Source organism: Synergistaceae bacterium (assembly GCA_017443945.1).
GTDB lineage: Bacteria > Synergistota > Synergistia > Synergistales > Aminobacteriaceae > JAFUXM01.
In genome coordinates this window covers 1-14973 of sequence record JAFSXS010000026.1, presented here as the reverse complement: position 1 = coordinate 14973, position 14973 = coordinate 1, and the positions used below count along the sequence as shown (strand labels likewise).

At 41.5% G+C, this 14973-nt stretch carries 27 protein-coding genes; 25 read left to right on the top strand and 2 right to left on the bottom strand.

Annotated elements, in window-relative coordinates; genetic code table 11:
* Nucleotides 1-123: 123 nt before the first annotated feature.
* From IJT21_03170 to IJT21_03065, 22 genes are all read left to right on the top strand, one after another.
* The gene (locus IJT21_03170) at nucleotides 124-1032 is read left to right on the top strand and encodes a hypothetical protein (protein ID MBQ7577251.1); all 909 of its coding nucleotides are present in this window, start codon (nucleotides 124-126) and stop codon (nucleotides 1030-1032) included.
* 58 nt (nucleotides 1033-1090) lie between these two features.
* On the top strand, nucleotides 1091-1519 hold the full coding sequence (locus tag IJT21_03165; protein MBQ7577250.1) for a phage baseplate assembly protein V: 429 nt from the start codon (nucleotides 1091-1093) through the stop codon (nucleotides 1517-1519).
* An 11-nt stretch (nucleotides 1520-1530) separates the two neighbouring features.
* Complete coding sequence (locus IJT21_03160) at nucleotides 1531-1767, top strand: DUF1653 domain-containing protein (GenBank protein ID MBQ7577249.1); 237 nt, start codon at nucleotides 1531-1533, stop codon at nucleotides 1765-1767.
* Complete coding sequence (locus tag IJT21_03155; GenBank protein ID MBQ7577248.1) at nucleotides 1764-1970, top strand: hypothetical protein; 207 nt, start codon at nucleotides 1764-1766, stop codon at nucleotides 1968-1970. Before IJT21_03160 ends, IJT21_03155 begins: the two co-directional genes overlap by 4 nt.
* Nucleotides 1971-2059: 89 nt before the next feature.
* Entirely contained in the window at nucleotides 2060-2296 is a 237-nt protein-coding gene (locus IJT21_03150) for a DUF3310 domain-containing protein (GenBank protein ID MBQ7577247.1), read from the top strand.
* A gap of 146 nt (nucleotides 2297-2442) precedes the next feature.
* Complete coding sequence (locus tag IJT21_03145; protein ID MBQ7577246.1) at nucleotides 2443-2733, top strand: PAAR domain-containing protein; 291 nt, start codon at nucleotides 2443-2445, stop codon at nucleotides 2731-2733.
* Between the two features lie 3 nt (nucleotides 2734-2736).
* Nucleotides 2737-2997 (top strand): hypothetical protein, encoded by a 261-nt coding sequence (locus IJT21_03140; GenBank protein MBQ7577245.1) that lies wholly within the window; start codon nucleotides 2737-2739, stop codon nucleotides 2995-2997.
* Nucleotides 2936-3202 (top strand): baseplate J/gp47 family protein, encoded by a 267-nt coding sequence (locus IJT21_03135; GenBank protein MBQ7577244.1) that lies wholly within the window; start codon nucleotides 2936-2938, stop codon nucleotides 3200-3202. Before IJT21_03140 ends, IJT21_03135 begins: the two co-directional genes overlap by 62 nt.
* Entirely contained in the window at nucleotides 3203-3718 is a 516-nt protein-coding gene (locus tag IJT21_03130) for a baseplate J/gp47 family protein (protein ID MBQ7577243.1), read from the top strand.
* An 18-nt stretch (nucleotides 3719-3736) separates the two neighbouring features.
* The gene (locus IJT21_03125; GenBank protein ID MBQ7577242.1) at nucleotides 3737-4096 is read left to right on the top strand and encodes a phage tail protein I; all 360 of its coding nucleotides are present in this window, start codon (nucleotides 3737-3739) and stop codon (nucleotides 4094-4096) included.
* Between the two features lie 97 nt (nucleotides 4097-4193).
* Nucleotides 4194-4664: a hypothetical protein gene (locus tag IJT21_03120; GenBank protein MBQ7577241.1), complete on the top strand. Its 471-nt coding sequence runs from the start codon at nucleotides 4194-4196 to the stop codon at nucleotides 4662-4664.
* Nucleotides 4664-5209: a hypothetical protein gene (locus IJT21_03115; protein MBQ7577240.1), complete on the top strand. Its 546-nt coding sequence runs from the start codon at nucleotides 4664-4666 to the stop codon at nucleotides 5207-5209. The genes IJT21_03120 and IJT21_03115 overlap by 1 nt, the downstream gene beginning before the upstream one ends.
* Nucleotides 5149-7728: a DUF4815 domain-containing protein gene (locus tag IJT21_03110; protein ID MBQ7577239.1), complete on the top strand. Its 2580-nt coding sequence runs from the start codon at nucleotides 5149-5151 to the stop codon at nucleotides 7726-7728. The genes IJT21_03115 and IJT21_03110 overlap by 61 nt, the downstream gene beginning before the upstream one ends.
* Nucleotides 7718-7981, top strand: a complete 264-nt coding sequence (locus IJT21_03105; protein MBQ7577238.1) for a hypothetical protein — start codon at nucleotides 7718-7720, stop codon at nucleotides 7979-7981. Before IJT21_03110 ends, IJT21_03105 begins: the two co-directional genes overlap by 11 nt.
* A gap of 5 nt (nucleotides 7982-7986) precedes the next feature.
* Entirely contained in the window at nucleotides 7987-9327 is a 1341-nt protein-coding gene (locus tag IJT21_03100; protein ID MBQ7577237.1) for a hypothetical protein, read from the top strand.
* A gap of 28 nt (nucleotides 9328-9355) precedes the next feature.
* Nucleotides 9356-10036, top strand: a complete 681-nt coding sequence (locus IJT21_03095; GenBank protein MBQ7577236.1) for a hypothetical protein — start codon at nucleotides 9356-9358, stop codon at nucleotides 10034-10036.
* A gap of 146 nt (nucleotides 10037-10182) precedes the next feature.
* Nucleotides 10183-10512: a hypothetical protein gene (locus IJT21_03090; protein MBQ7577235.1), complete on the top strand. Its 330-nt coding sequence runs from the start codon at nucleotides 10183-10185 to the stop codon at nucleotides 10510-10512.
* 23 nt (nucleotides 10513-10535) lie between these two features.
* Entirely contained in the window at nucleotides 10536-10745 is a 210-nt protein-coding gene (locus IJT21_03085; protein ID MBQ7577234.1) for a hypothetical protein, read from the top strand.
* 7 nt (nucleotides 10746-10752) lie between these two features.
* Nucleotides 10753-10836, top strand: coding sequence for an XkdX family protein (locus tag IJT21_03080; GenBank protein MBQ7577233.1), 84 nt, complete (start codon nucleotides 10753-10755; stop codon nucleotides 10834-10836).
* A gap of 270 nt (nucleotides 10837-11106) precedes the next feature.
* Entirely contained in the window at nucleotides 11107-11481 is a 375-nt protein-coding gene (locus IJT21_03075) for a hypothetical protein (GenBank protein MBQ7577232.1), read from the top strand.
* Between the two features lie 6 nt (nucleotides 11482-11487).
* Nucleotides 11488-11937, top strand: a complete 450-nt coding sequence (locus IJT21_03070) for a phage holin family protein (GenBank protein MBQ7577231.1) — start codon at nucleotides 11488-11490, stop codon at nucleotides 11935-11937.
* A gap of 66 nt (nucleotides 11938-12003) precedes the next feature.
* Entirely contained in the window at nucleotides 12004-12258 is a 255-nt protein-coding gene (locus IJT21_03065) for a hypothetical protein (GenBank protein MBQ7577230.1), read from the top strand.
* Between the two features lie 5 nt (nucleotides 12259-12263).
* Here the strand turns inward: IJT21_03065 and IJT21_03060 are convergent, their stop codons facing one another.
* Complete coding sequence (locus IJT21_03060) at nucleotides 12264-12641, bottom strand: helix-turn-helix domain-containing protein (GenBank protein ID MBQ7577229.1); 378 nt, start codon at nucleotides 12639-12641, stop codon at nucleotides 12264-12266.
* Nucleotides 12642-12769: 128 nt separating this feature from the next.
* Between IJT21_03060 and IJT21_03055 the strand changes: the two genes are divergently transcribed.
* The 3 genes from IJT21_03055 (at nucleotide 12770) to IJT21_03045 (ending at nucleotide 14062) form a co-directional block, all read left to right on the top strand.
* Entirely contained in the window at nucleotides 12770-13111 is a 342-nt protein-coding gene (locus IJT21_03055; GenBank protein MBQ7577228.1) for a hypothetical protein, read from the top strand.
* A gap of 118 nt (nucleotides 13112-13229) precedes the next feature.
* Entirely contained in the window at nucleotides 13230-13562 is a 333-nt protein-coding gene (locus IJT21_03050) for an amidoligase family protein (protein ID MBQ7577227.1), read from the top strand.
* A 95-nt stretch (nucleotides 13563-13657) separates the two neighbouring features.
* Entirely contained in the window at nucleotides 13658-14062 is a 405-nt protein-coding gene (locus IJT21_03045) for a gamma-glutamylcyclotransferase (protein ID MBQ7577226.1), read from the top strand.
* Nucleotides 14063-14272: 210 nt separating this feature from the next.
* Here the strand turns inward: IJT21_03045 and IJT21_03040 are convergent, their stop codons facing one another.
* Nucleotides 14273-14740, bottom strand: a complete 468-nt coding sequence (locus IJT21_03040; protein ID MBQ7577225.1) for a tyrosine-type recombinase/integrase — start codon at nucleotides 14738-14740, stop codon at nucleotides 14273-14275.
* Between the last annotated feature and the right edge of the window lie 233 nt (nucleotides 14741-14973).

Sequence of the window (14973 nt, the reverse complement as noted above, 5' to 3'; positions counted from 1 at the left end):
TGTAGAAAATACGTTTTTGAAATTAAAACAGTGGCGAGGCATTGCAACCCGTTACGCTAAAAAATCATCGTCATTCATAGCTTCAGTTCAGATATGTGCAATGTTTATGTGGCTTTATATATTATGACGACACCGTCTAAGGGAGATACAATAAAAGCAAGCATAGTTATTCATGACTGGGACGAGAGCAGCAAAACGGAGTCCCTTCCCTGCGGCACGTTTGAAGTTGACCAGATAGAATGCTCCGGACCTCCGAATCAAGTAAGTATTAAAGCAGTGTCGACTCTCGTGTCTAAGCCCATGAGACAAGAGAAACACACTAAAGCATGGGAGAATACAAATTTATCGACGATTGTGGGCGATGTTGCAAATAAAAACGGGCTGACTCTTTTCTGGGATTGTCCCGATGATCCTAAATTTGAGAGGCGTGATCAGGTGGAAGTCTCAGATTTAGAATTTCTTTCAGGTCTTGCCCGTGATTATGGAATCGCGGTAAAGGTTACTGATACACAGCTTGTTTGCTATGACGAAGAAGAATACGAATCACGTGAGCCAGTCGGGGAGCTTTCATTCGGTGATAAGAAATTGCTAAAATGGAGCTTCTCAACAAAGACAAATGGGACTTATAAAGGCGCAAAATTACAATATCATGATCCTGTGAAAAATAAGACTCTGGTATATGAGGGCGATGACGTTTACAGGGCAGAAGGTACAGGCCGAATGCTCGAAATTAATCAGAAGGCCGATAATCAAGATGATGCGAAAAGAATCGCAGATAAAAGGCTTAGAGACGCTAACAAGAGAGAAATCAGCGCAAATATTACTCTCATGGGAGATTTAAGATTTGTCGGAGCTAGCAATATAACTATTTCAGGATTTGGAAATTTTGACGGCAATTATGTTATTGAGAAAGCAACTCATAGTGTTGGGGATTCTTATACGACTAAGCTAGATTTAAACATGGGCGGCGAGTCAAAGAAAGAATCACGCAGCAAGAAATCAGGCAAGAAAGGCAGCCGCAAATCAGGGTAACGGACAAATAAACCGCTTGTTTATACTGGGACTGATGTCTACAGAAGGGGCTGATAACATGCCCAGCGAAAACACAGAACAGGGCGCACATGGGCGATTTGGTTATGTCTCGGCGTATGACGCAAAAAGACATATGGCAAGGATTCAATTTCCTGATAAAGATAATTTAATCTCGGCGTGGATTCCTGTCGCTGTATCGAACTCAAAGAAGAACCGCGATGAGGCACATTTGGATATCGGCGAACACGTTTATTGCAATATGATGGGCAACGGCTTAGAAACGGGAGTCGTGCTTTGTTCAGTCTATGACGACACAAACAAGCCCCCCGCCGGAGATGTTGACATTCGCAAAACAACTTATGACGACGGCACAGAGATAATTTATGACCGCAAGAATCACAAAATGCAAATAAACTGTGTCGGAGATATTGAGATACACGCCGACGGAAATATTAAATTTACAGCAACAAGAATTGATTTAAATTAGGAGCTAGAAAAATGACACTTTATGAAGCAAGGCAACTTATAAAAATAGGCGGCAAATATCGACACTATAAAGGCGGAATTTATACAGTTGATAATATAGCAACAGATATTGATTTAGGCTTTGTTGTTATTGTTTATCATAATGAAATTAACGAATATTTTGTTAGACGTGCCAGTGAATGGCTTGATACAGTAACGATTCCGCAATATGTTGCACGTTTTGAGCTGAGTGAGGACGATAAATCATGACACATGAAGAACGCTTAGAAATGACTTATAAAAGATTTCCTAAAATGAGACCGCCGGATTATAAGTCTAGAAATACAGAGATTTGTTTACTGCCTGAACCTGATATTCACGGTGATACATGCCCTAATTGCGGAAGTAAGACTCTGATTCATGAGTCAGGCTGTGTTAAATGTAGTTATTGTGCGTGGAGTGCGTGCGGTTAATAGGGGGGAATAATAATGATTGGTAAATACTCCAGATGGGAACAAAGAAAGCCTGAAACTCCACCTCCTCCCCTCCACTACCTCCAAGTATTAATGAAAGTAAATCATCAGTCCAAATAAATCATCCTGATTATTACAAGGCAGGCGGAATTGAGGCAATAGACTTTATCGAGGCTAATAGCTTAAATTTCAATCTCGGTAACGTCATAAAATACATAACCCGTGCAGGACTCAAACAGGGCGAGGACAGATTAACAGCTCTGACAAAAGCAAAATGGTATCTTGATCGGGAATTTTTACGAGAGAAGAGTGCACACAATGCGTGATTTAATATTATTTATATTTGCGGTGATAATTATCGCGATAAATTTTCATATTTATAAATTAATAAAGCGACAATATAGTTACACACTATATGTATTAAATCAATGGCTTGACTATACTACAAGATTTCTGCGAGGTGAAGCACAAAATGCCGCCCGCAGCAAGACTGAATGATATTTGTACAGGTCATGCAGACTGGCCTCCGCGTGAAAATATTCAAGCAAGCCCGAATGTATTTGTGAATTCAAGAGGCTGGCACAGACAGGGCGACTCATGGGCTGTTCACTGTAATTCAATTCCTGAATGTCACGGCGGAGTATTAGCGTCAGGAAGTAAGAGCGTTTTTGTGAATAAGAAGCAGGCGGGTAGAATAGGCGCTCCTGTTTCTTGCGGCTCAAATGTTGCAACCAGCAGCCCTAACGTATTTGCAGGTGATTAATAAATGATAGGCTCATTTGGCGGAGTAGTCTTTGAGGTCTCAGACGAAAAGGTGCGGACTTTCCGAGATTACCAGATACAACGCAGCGCAAAATATTCTGAACATGCTATACACGGACGCAAAGGTTTATTAGAGTTCACCGGACTTTCTCCAGTAAGTGCAAGCCTAGCTATAAAACTTGACGCAGGACATAGGCGCGTTATTGGGAGTTACAAGACTCGAAGCAGCAAAGGCAATGACGACTCTAAAATTTACGCTCTCTGAAATACAGGACGAAAATATAATAATTCCTGAAGGCACGCGGGCAACTCCGGGCAGTAATATTTTATTCGCTACAGTTGAGGCGGGAGAAATCCCAGCAGGCCAGCAAGAAATTACTATTACAGCCGAATGCACAGTTGAAAATCTTAGCGAGTCCTATGGAGGGAGCAACATAGAGTCAGACGAAAATTTTAGAGAACGTATATAAATCGCAGTTGAAAGTTTCAGCGTTGCAGGACCTTATGGAGCTTATGAATATTACGCGAGAAGTGCACATCAGGATATTATTGACGTTGCAGTAATAGGGCCGCCTGATATTGAGCCGGGATATGTCGAGCTTTACCCATTAATGAAGGGCGGAGAATTGCCCTCTGATGAAGTCCTTGCGCTAGTTCTTGAAAAATGTAATGCCGATGACGTGAGACCATTGACTGACTGCGTTTCTGTTCATTCGCCGAAAGTTGCAGAATTTGCCCTGAATGTTAAATATTTTATTGACAGGTCAAAAGCGACTCAATCGAGCGAGCTTCAATCAGCTGTAGAACAATCAATAAATTACTGGCTGACGTGGCAGCGTTCAAAACTTGGACGGGATTTGAATCCCAGCGAACTAAATCACAGAATGATAGCAGCCGGAGCAAAACGCACTGAAATTATTTCGCCTGAATTCAAGATTTTAGCTAAATCTGAACTCGCAATAACTTCAAGCATAAATATAATATAATATTTGGAGGTCTTGAAGATGGCTAGAGAACTGAGAGATATTTCACTACAAGACATAATCCCAAGTTCAATAGCTCAGGACAAAAACGTCAAGGCAATAATCACAGCAGCAGATCCCGAATTTCAGGAAGTCTCCCGCAATATAAGGGAGGCTTTTATTATTTCGAGAATTGATGAACTGCCCGAAAATGTTATAGATTTGCTTGCTTGGCAATGGCACGTAGATTTTTATGAACCTGATTTATCACTAGATGTAAAACGTCAATTAGTGAAGGAGTCTATCAGCTGGCACAGGAAAAAAGGCACAAAGTCAGCAATAAAAACCGCGCTTGAAAAGTTAGGATTTGTCCCTACGATTAAAGGCCCATTCCTATTTTGACGAATGGGATTGCGTGCCAGTCAGATATTTGAGCGTCGGGCCTTGTTCAGAGACTGGTATTATCTGTTCGCTTGAATGGGGCGAGGGGGAGTCGGCTTTGTTATATCCCAGTTTATGGGACTCTTCACGCTGGGAGTATGCTAGCAGTTTTTCGCGTTCATTCGGGCAAATTTCAGAGCGCGGACTTTTCGGAGTAATCGATTTAGGAGAACCTATTTTTGCGCCATCCCAAGTCAGGGGAATTATTTGCGATTTGATTCCTCACTGGGATTATTTAACGTGGCCGGAGCATTACACATGGATAGATTATCTTGACGAGATGCCCGTGAAAGTCTTCACACAAAGCGATTTCACAGCCTCGCTCGAATGGAACTCAAAACGTGAAGAGAAATATATTTATTGGGATTCGGACAAATGGGACTCACAAGAACGCGGAAAATATGACGCGCCTCTGCCAAAATGGAGCGCACATAAAACTTGGGAATTCAGCGACACATGGAACACAACAACCGGGCAGACCTGCACGTGGGAAGTCGGCTCGTGGAATGAATATCAGGAGGTTATATAATGGCAGTATTAACTTATTCAGCTCGAACGGCTTTAGCGCAATATCTTCTATCAAGGCCTATACATCTTGCAATCGGTGCAGGTTCTAAGGACTGGGGGACTGTTCCCGAATCACCTGACTATGAGGCAACGAGTCTAATCAGCGAAATCGGACGCAAGAAATTAACACGCTCATTTTTCGTGAATGAAGACGATGACGGCGAAATAGATATGCCCGGCGGACGCAGATATACTTATTCAGAGACACCTACGAGACAAGTATATTTGCATTTCATGTTTGATTACGGAGAAGGGATCGCGGAGTCAATTCGTGAAGTGAGAGTCTTTATTGATACTGAGGCAAAATCAGTAATCCCCGCAAATCAGACTTTCTTAACGCCTGAACAGATAGCAAAGCCCGGCACATTAATTTTGCTTGAACATTTAGAGACAGCAGACACATTTACTCCTAACAAAAAAGGGAGCTACGGAACAATTTTGACAATATGCGAGCTATGCAATCACCGGAGATTAACGAGATACAGCACATTTTTGACGAGAAAATAAAATCGCTCGGTAATGCTTTATACGCTGACGGGACAATCATAGAGGGCTGCGCGATTTCGTTCGATTCTGAGCAGAAAAGAGCAAATCTCACAGAAGGGCGCATATTTCTTGACGGACTCGTTTATCATGTCGAGGCGGCGGCTCTGGCAATACCTGACACAGCAACAGTGCAAATAGGTATCTGGAAAAAATCTAAATCAGTTACTGAATTTGAAGACAATACACTTTTTGACCCGGCAAAGGGCACGCCTCAATATCACATGCCCGGCGGTTATAGAATAGTAACGACAGCTGAATGGGGATTAAGTACCGACAATGAAGGAGTCCCATTCTTCCCAGTTTATGGAGTCAGTGACAGCGAAATAGTTACTCAATTACACGAGAAAGTGAACCCCGAATATCTTGACTCATTAGCACGCTATGACGACCACGCTCACGGGCATTATGTAGTCGAGGGCTTGCGAGTAACAGCACTTGAAAGCAATATCACAGGCAAACAGGTTTATAGCATTTCTGAAGGCGAGGCACATATTAACGGCTATGAGTCTGTAATATCTCACTCGGTCAGACTAGTAACTGATGAAGCACCTGACTTAGCAGATATAAAATCAGAAGTTCACGTTTTTAAAACTGAGACCGGCGGGACTGCAACAATTTCAGCGAGTCATACCCCGATTGAAGTATTAAAGCAGATTTTAATTACTAAGGAACGGACTGTAACATTGACTCACGGCGGTTATACAGGCTGTACGGATGAATTACCCGACACATCAGTATTTGAGATTGTAGACGTTCATCAGGGGAGCTTAGTATTTCAAGAGAAGACAGATTTTTATTTTGCGTCCGACCGTATAAGCTGGAATTTGCCCGGAGAAGAGCCCGCACCGTTTTCTACATATTCTGTAACTTACAGGCACAGAGTCAGTGTAAGTGCAGATTCTTCAGATACAAAGCAAATCACTATTTCCGGAGCTGTTAAAGATTCGCTAATTGAAGTTGATTACTCCTACAGAATGCCGAGAATAGATTTAATTGTTATGTATAAGGATCGCTCCGTAGGAATTGTGCGCGGAGTTGCTCATAGATATTCGCCCGTCGTGCCTTCAACGCCACCTGAAGCTATATGCTTGGCAGAAGTTACGCAATTATGGGAAGGTTTGCCGGAAGTTAAGAACGTTGCGATTCAACGCGTTCCTGTAGATACTCTCAATAAAATGAGGAATCAAGTAGAATATTATGATTTGCGTCAAATACCAGTGAGAGTTACTGCGTCAGGATTCGGTCCGGGCGAAGGCGTAAGAGTCTATTTTGACAGCGTAGAAGTAAACTGCGACACAAAGAAGGCAGACTCATCAGGAAATTTTACAGGAACGTTCACAATTCCTGCGAATATTCCGGCTGGGACAAAGTTAGTCGAATTAATCGGCAGTGTTGAGTCAAAGGGTTATGCGTACTTCACTGGAATAAACCAGAAGACGACTATAATAAAGACTCGTATATACCGCTACAAAGATGACCCGTTAGCACAGACTTTCACATTGAGTGAGTCGCGTTTGATTTCCGGAGTAGATTTCTGGCTCGCGAAAAAAGGCAGCTCAAATATACGCGTTGAAATAAGAAATGTATCACTCGGTTATCCTACAACTGAGACTCTAGCGTCAAAGATTATTCAGGTGAATAATTTAATCGCTAATAACTGGAACAGGGCAATTTTTGACACGCCTGTTTTCTTGAATTCAGATACAGAATACGCAATAACAATTTTGTCTGATACGTCAGATCATGAAGTAGGAATAACTGAAATAGGCGACTGGGACTCGTCAAAAGGTTGGGTACGTTCGCAGGCATATTCAACGGGAGTATTATTATCAAGCTCGAATGCTTCAACGTGGACGGCTCATCAGAACGCGGATTTAGCATTTAGATTACTCGCAGCAAATTTCACGGGTAATTCAAAAACTTTAGACTTAGGGACGTTCGATTTGACAGGAGTCACAGATATAATGCCATTGGCTGAAGTCGAGACAACAAGCTCAGATACTTATGTAACGTTCATTCTCAAGCAAAATAATACAGAAGTTGCAAGAATGCAGGCATGGCAAGTTATCTCATTCGACACAGCACTAAACGGAGTATATAAACTTGAAGCCGAATTATCGGGGAGCGCAAAATATTCGCCAGTTCTAGGACGTTACCCGCAATTATTAACGAGTAAACTAAAATCAACGGGCAATTATGTATCACGCGCATTCACCTGCGGGCAAAATAAACAGGTCATGATTTCAACAGATGAATACGCCCCGCATGGTTCGAGCATTGATATTTATATACAGGACGGCGAGAATTCTTACTCAAAAGTTGACGTGTCCGAAAGTGTAGAAATCGGCTCAGGCTGGATACAACGCAAAAGATTTGTGAGTTGCAATCTAGGCTCAACACGCTTGAAAATAGAATTACGCGGGAGTGCAGAAGCGCGGCATTTAGTGCAATCAATAAGTGCGGTGGTTCTTGATGCCTAAATATGACGAGAGGACTTCACAGGGCTGGCCTTTGCCTCATAAAGCAAATAAATTAATTGATGACGTAGAGAGGCTAAGGCAGGCACTACAGGCAATTAACGCGGAATTCAGCGAGCTTGAAGAACGTGCACAGGTAATCACAGAAGAATATATTTTACCTATAGAATCGCGTCAGGATTCTCTTGATACTCGAATGGACGTAATGATTTCAGAGATAAAAGAGTCATTGCGCGAAATCAAAAAGGAGATGTAATTTTTATGGCAGAAGTAGCACATACTAATTGGTATCGGGCCGGAACTGTAGCAGTTACAACAAATAGCACAAAAGTTTACGGCAGCGGCACAAAATTTCTAACAGCAGGAATAAATCCGGGAGCAACATTTCGTGTAGACAGAACATCTTATGCGTGTGAAGTATTGCGCGTAATCAGCGACACTGAACTTGAACTCGCAGCCCCTTACTACGGCAACAGCGGGAGCGGACTTACATATTCAATCGATCGCAATTTCCAGTCGACTTTACCCGCACAGTTAGCATCGGACATTGCAGCATTAACCGGCAAATATGAGAAATATATAGATGACGATTTAGCGAGAATAGTCGGGCCGAGTGCATATGATGTAGCAGTTGCTGAAGGTTATACGGGTACAAAAGCACAGTGGCTAAATTCCTTAAAAGCGGCCGGAGAATTGACTACACTTTTAGGGCGCACGGAGATTTTGACCTATCACAGCGCAGGGGCACACAATGCGCTTTATCGCGGTAAGAATTTAGGTAACACATTAACTGATGCACAATCAGCAGCAATCCGAGCAGGAACGTTTGAAGATTTATATCACGGCGACTACTGGGCAATGACGACGCAATATACATATTATGTTGCGACAGGAGACCAGACGGCGCAGAACGGCAAGACATATTTTGCTGATGTGAACGGGACAGCACTTGCGACACAACCTACAGTAGGCGATGATATTTCAGAGGCCGGATATTATGAGGCAGTTACAGCAACGGCGACAGTAAATTGGAGAATTGCCGATCTCGATTATTATTGGAGAGCTGGCGATACAGAACTTACTACACATCATGCTGTAATTGTCCCTGATACGAGTTTATATTCAGTGCGTATGAATCCAACAAATATAACAGAGGGTGCACATGTAGGCTCAGAAATGTACACAAAGAATCTAGCGAGGGCAAAGGCTTTAATCACAGCGGCATTCGGTGCAAATCATATTCTTACTCACAGGGCATATTTGCAAAATGCGGTGAAAGACGGCAAACCGAGCGGCGGAGCATGGCTAAACAGTACAGTTGAATTAATGACTGAATCAATAGTATACGGCGGAAGACATTTTAGTTCCGGCTCACAAGATGGCGGAGATACAATTTATAATCGCTATAATATTGACAAAACGCAATTAAATCTTTTCCGTCATCGCCCTGACCTTATTAGCAACCGCCAGTGGTATTGGCTAAGAGACGTTGTGAGTGGTGCGTGTTTTGCCTCTGTCAACGGTGCTGATAATGCTAACTACAACAATGCTTCGAATTCTAGGGTAGTGTGCGCCCGGCTTTCCTTATCTATTAATCAGTAAATCCTACAGGGCGGTTTAACTTTTTATTATGGACAAGAACAAAAATATTTTTCTTGACGCTAACGTAATTTATGATGCCGGAACTAAAGCAATGAGAGGCAGTGCGTTTAAATATGCAACACAGCTTTTCGAGATGAATCACCTGCTTTATACGGCAATGATTCAGAAAGATTTACAGGAAGGCACGTACACACCTGAAGCTGGGAATAAATTTCTTATTAATGAACGAGGCAAACCGCGTTTTATCACAAGCAACACGATGGCCGACAAGACAGTCAATCACATAATCAGTGATGAAATTCTTATGCCGTCGCTCAGTAAATATTTAATTTATGACAATGGAGCATCGCAAAAGGGCAAAGGCGTAGCTTTTCACAGAAAACGCTTTGAGAATCATTTGCGCCGTTATTTTATTCAGCATGGTAATAATGATGGTTATATCTTGCTGGGAGATTTTTCCGGCTATTATGCAAATATACCACACGATAAATGCCGCGAGGTTTTGGAGCATTTCCTGACGCGCGAACTTGAAGCCAAACCCGATGAGCTTAAATATACACTCTGGCTGTTAGATGAGATGTTCAAAACTTTTCGCGTTGATGTCAGCAGATTCAGCGATGAAGAGATACAAGCATTTCGAGAAGGGAAAGTTGACCAAATGTTAAATCTTAACGCCGATCCTAGACACTTACAGGAGAAAAATTTTTAGATAAGGGCGTTGACATAGGCAATCAGAACTCACAAAGTATCGGACTGATTTATCCGTACAGATTTGATAATTTCGCAAAAATTGTGAAGGGCATCAAGAGCTACGGCAAATAAGCGATCGCCGAAGACCGTGAGACTCTGCAAAATTTGCTGGACGGCCTTAGAGTTATTGCTAAAGAATTCGGGCTGATTATCAATGAGCGCAAAACAAGAATTGTAAAACTTTCGAGCTTTTACCGGCATTTGCAGAACGGATACAGCCTGACTAAAACGGGGCGCGTTATTCGCAAGATAAACTCTAAGAGCATTACTCGTGAACGCAGGAAACTCAAAGCCTATAAAAGATTGCTTGATAAGGGCATCATGATTTACGACGATATAGAAAATATTTTCAAGAGCTGGCTGGGCGGCAATTTCAAGCGCAACTCAGTGAGCTCGACATCAACGGAAATAATTTCATCAGCTATAAAGAAGTAAAGCCGGAAACTTTTGCGGGCAAATTGTCTAACGTGAAAATCACCGGCTCGGAGGAAGCAGACGAGGCAGGACTCATCGGCGAGCATAACAACATGGAGCTTATACAGATTCAGCAGCACGGCTCTGAGTACTGGTTTATTCTTCGTGATATTCCGGCGGACAAACTCGCAATGACAAAGTTGCAGTCAGATGTCGCTTATTTCTCAATGATGAGCGGGATTGATTTAGATTAATGAGGTGATGAACATGAGCGCAAAATTTGAGCAGGTCAAAGGCTGGATTACTGAGGCGGAATTTCAAACCATAACAGGCAAATCATATTAGCAGCAATAAAATTTTTTCGGGGAGTTCTTAAGTGGACTCCCTTTTTTATTTATAAGGAGATAAAAATATTATGGATGAACAAGAAAAATTTGAACGCTCTATAAATTTCTCTCTAAAATGGGAGGGCGGTAGAAATTTCTATATCGTTGACGGGAAGCCTGTAGTTAAGGGAGCAGCAAAAAACGATTGGGGCTGGGCTACTGCCTACGGAATAATTATCTCGACACTTAAAGCAGCTCACAAGGCCGGAATTGTTGAACATGATGATATTTGCAAATTAAATCAGGACGAAGCAAAAAAATTTACCGCAAAAATTTCTGGGATAAATACAAATGGGGCGAGCTTGAATGGCCGGTCTGTCTTTGCTGTCTTGATTGCTGTATTAATCACGGCGGTTTTGCAAGTATTCTGCAGAGGGCAGTCATTGATTGCGGTCAAAGTGTCATAGTTGATGGGAAGTTCGGACCGAAGACTTTTGCGGCTCTGAAGGCTTGTGAACCTCAAATGTTAGCACGAGCAATTTATAATCAGCGCAAAAAATATTATGAGAAAATAGTTGCTAATAAACCTAATCAAAAAGTTCACCTTAACGGCTGGATAAGACGTGCTAATGAAATGGCAGATGTCGCCGGAGTAGGAGGGTAGCTCAATATGGAAGAACAACTTATAGAAATCGCAACAGATAACACAACTATTGATTTTATAATAAGCAGCCTGCTCGGTTTGCTCGCGTGGTTTTTCGGGGGACGCGATACTCTGTTAGAAGTTTTGCTTGTCATGATATTAGTTGATTATATAACGGGATTATCCGTCGCATGGATAGAATGCACGCTGTCAAGTTCGATAGGGTTTAAGGGAATTATGCGAAAATGTACTATGCTGACTTTTGTCGGGATTGCGCATTTGTTAGATTTGATGATTCCGGACGATCCCGGAGCAATTCGTTATGGAGTGTGCATGTTTTATATAGCAAATGAAGGAAAAAGCATAATTGAGAATGCCCACGCGCTAGGTGTACCAATTCCGCAAATTTTATGGAAACATTTTGAGAATGCTCACAAAAAAGAAGATGCATCTGACCAAATAAAAAATGCTGCCTGATGACTTGCGATAAAAGCATTTCAGAGTGAATATACACAATAAAAATTTTAGCGGAGGTGTATATTTATGAGAAATCCCGAATTAATGACAGCCGACGGGGTAAGTGAGAATCTCACATCACTTTATTTCAAGGATAATTGCAGCGTGATTAAAATTCTCGACGCAGTGGAAGAAAGCAAAACGGGTGAAGAATTGGCGGCGAACTTGAACAAATTAAAACTTTTCAGCAAATTCACGCCAGACCGAGAGACAGCCGAATATGCGCGAGTTTCAACTATTGACGCATTTGGAAATCGGCATTATCTCAAAGCTGAGAAGTAAGCAGGCTATTTTTTCAGCAATTTATGAAGTTTTCTACGCATTAAATCAATTTGCCGGAGGAGATTCAGATTTTTTTCTTCGGCAATTCGCAATTCCTGATATAACTTTTCGATTTCGTGTTGCCTATCATCATCGCTCAAATTATCAAAATTTTCGTTCTCAATTTCTGATTCCTCTTCTTTGTGCCTCCGTGCCCAGATTGCCGCAAAACCCTGAGGTCCGGGCTTGTAATTCTCGACTGATTTTCGCGGGATTAGCCAGCGTTTACCTATTCTAATTGTCCCGTCAAATTTTCCTTGTCTGCAAAGAAGTCCGACATTGCTCTTGTTATAGCCTAAAATTTCGGCTGCCTCGTCTATTGATACAAATTCGGATATATCCATAAAATTTTGCCTCCTAATTAAATTTTTTACAACGCATATTTTACCATAAAAATATTAAAAATATACTTGTATAATAATTAATTAGAGTTAATATAACACTATCAAATCAAGCAAAGGAGTAGTAAAAAATGAACGGAAACGTAGTATTTATTAGAGATTTTGAAGGCAACAAGGAAATTAACAGAGCGATTTATTTCGCCTATAAGAAAAGCAAAGAGTCAGGTAATAAGCTACTCGACTTCAACGGCTCAGTTACAGTTTGGGAGAAAGATGTCCCAGAAATAGCGGAAACGTTGCGCAATGCAGGTGTTAGAGAGTTCACGATTTCGTCGCAGAGCTCGAATTTATTAATCAACATGGCGGCGTTCACAAAATGCGGTTTTAAGGTCAGCGGCATTATTGAAGTAAAATCAATTTATCAAGACTGGTACACTAAAGAATTTCCGATTATCCCGGCGGTACTTCTTTAAGATATAACAAAAAATTTTTGTGTTTATTATTTCTATCTAAATATTAGAAATCAAAATAATAATATAGTTATATAATAAATTTATTTAATATAATATTATCAAATGCAAATGTAGTGTCATGAATTATAAAGAAACAAGCAATCATAGTAGAAATAGAGTAGAAATGAACAACATTACCCGCCGTAAAGCAGCCAAACTCGCAGCAGAGTTTTTCGGAACTGGAAATTATCACAACACAGCAGCACGCAATGACTACATGACTTGGAGCGCATGGGACTCACAGGGACGCGAATGGAAATTTCAGCGCGATGTAAGCATTGCAGGTAACGACTCGGAAAAATGCGAACTTGTTACTCCGATACTTCACTACGAAGACATCGAGAGACTGCAAAATTTATTAAGAGTTTTACGCAAGGCAGGAGCTATGAGTTCACCATCAAGAGGATTTTGACGGCGTAGAAGTTTATGCTATCGATGATGGTCAAGAGATAGATTATAATATTCCTGAAGGACAAACCGTCATTCTGGAGAAGGGAACGTTTAAGAATGACAAGTAAATATTATATTGCGTATGGCAGTAATCTTTCAGTCGAGCAAATGGAAAAGAGAACCCCTGACGCTGTAATTGTAGGGACTGGAATTTTACACGGCTGGCGGTTATTGTTTCGGCAGTTTGCGACGATTCAAGAAAATGAAAATTTTGATACGCCGGTGCTTGTCTGGAAGATTTCTGCGCAAGATGAGAAAAATTTAGACAGGTATGAGGGATTTCCGCGCTTTTACCGAAAGAAAAATTTGATAGTTCATGTCAAGTCTCTTGATGGTGAAGATTTAGGCGAATTGACTGCTATGGTTTATATAATGACTTCTAGGGCTGTGAATTCTCGATTTGCAAATCCCCTGCCAAGCGATTATTATTACTTTGTTTTGTTTGATAGGCGGTCTCAGTAATATTGAGTCCGTTTTCTTATTCCAGCCCGTCAAGATAATCTGCCCCCATTGCATTAACTTTATTCACTCGTTCATGTATTCTGCGTGATTGTATGCGCCCCGCACTGAATTATTCTCAACGTGTGCCAGCTGTCGTTCGATTACATCGCGATTGATTCCATTTTCGTTTGCTATTGTCGAAAACATTGCACGAAATCCGTGAGGGGTTATTTACTCGTTCGTGTAGCCTATAGTCCTTAGTGAGACTCTGACTCCATTTTCTGACATGCAGTGTAGATTATCTCTAGGCGACGGGAATATCCAGCGGCTTTTACCGGTGATCGGGCGCAACTCGTTCAAGATAGATTTTACTTGCAAAGATAACGGGACAATATGGCGACGCTTCATCTTCATTTTTTCTGGCGGAATATCCCATGTATCTTCGTGAATTTCTGACCATTCAGCACTGCGAATTTCACCGGGACGCGCTGCCGTATACACAGAAAATAACATTGCGCAACGCATGACTGTGTAAGGATATGCTTTTATTGCTTTCATCAAAATTGCAATTTCTGCCGGATTCGTTATTGTTGCATAGTGTTTATTGCGTCGCGGTTTGAGTGCACCTAGCAACGCTGAAGAAGGATCGGAATCTGTCCAACCTGCCGCTATTGCAAAACGGAAAATTTGCCCTATCACTGTTTTAACTCGCCTAGCTGTCTCGTCATGGCCGGTATCCTCAATTTGTCGGCATAACTGCAAAATATTCCCTGAAGTTATTTCTTTGAGCGGCCAGTTTCCTAATACAGGTAATATATACTTGTTAAGGCGAAATTAATAGTCTTCACGTAACTTTCTGCTTTGTCCTTCATGCGCACATTGAGCCATTCATTTGCGATTTCTGAAAATAATTGCGGAGCTTGGACTGTTTT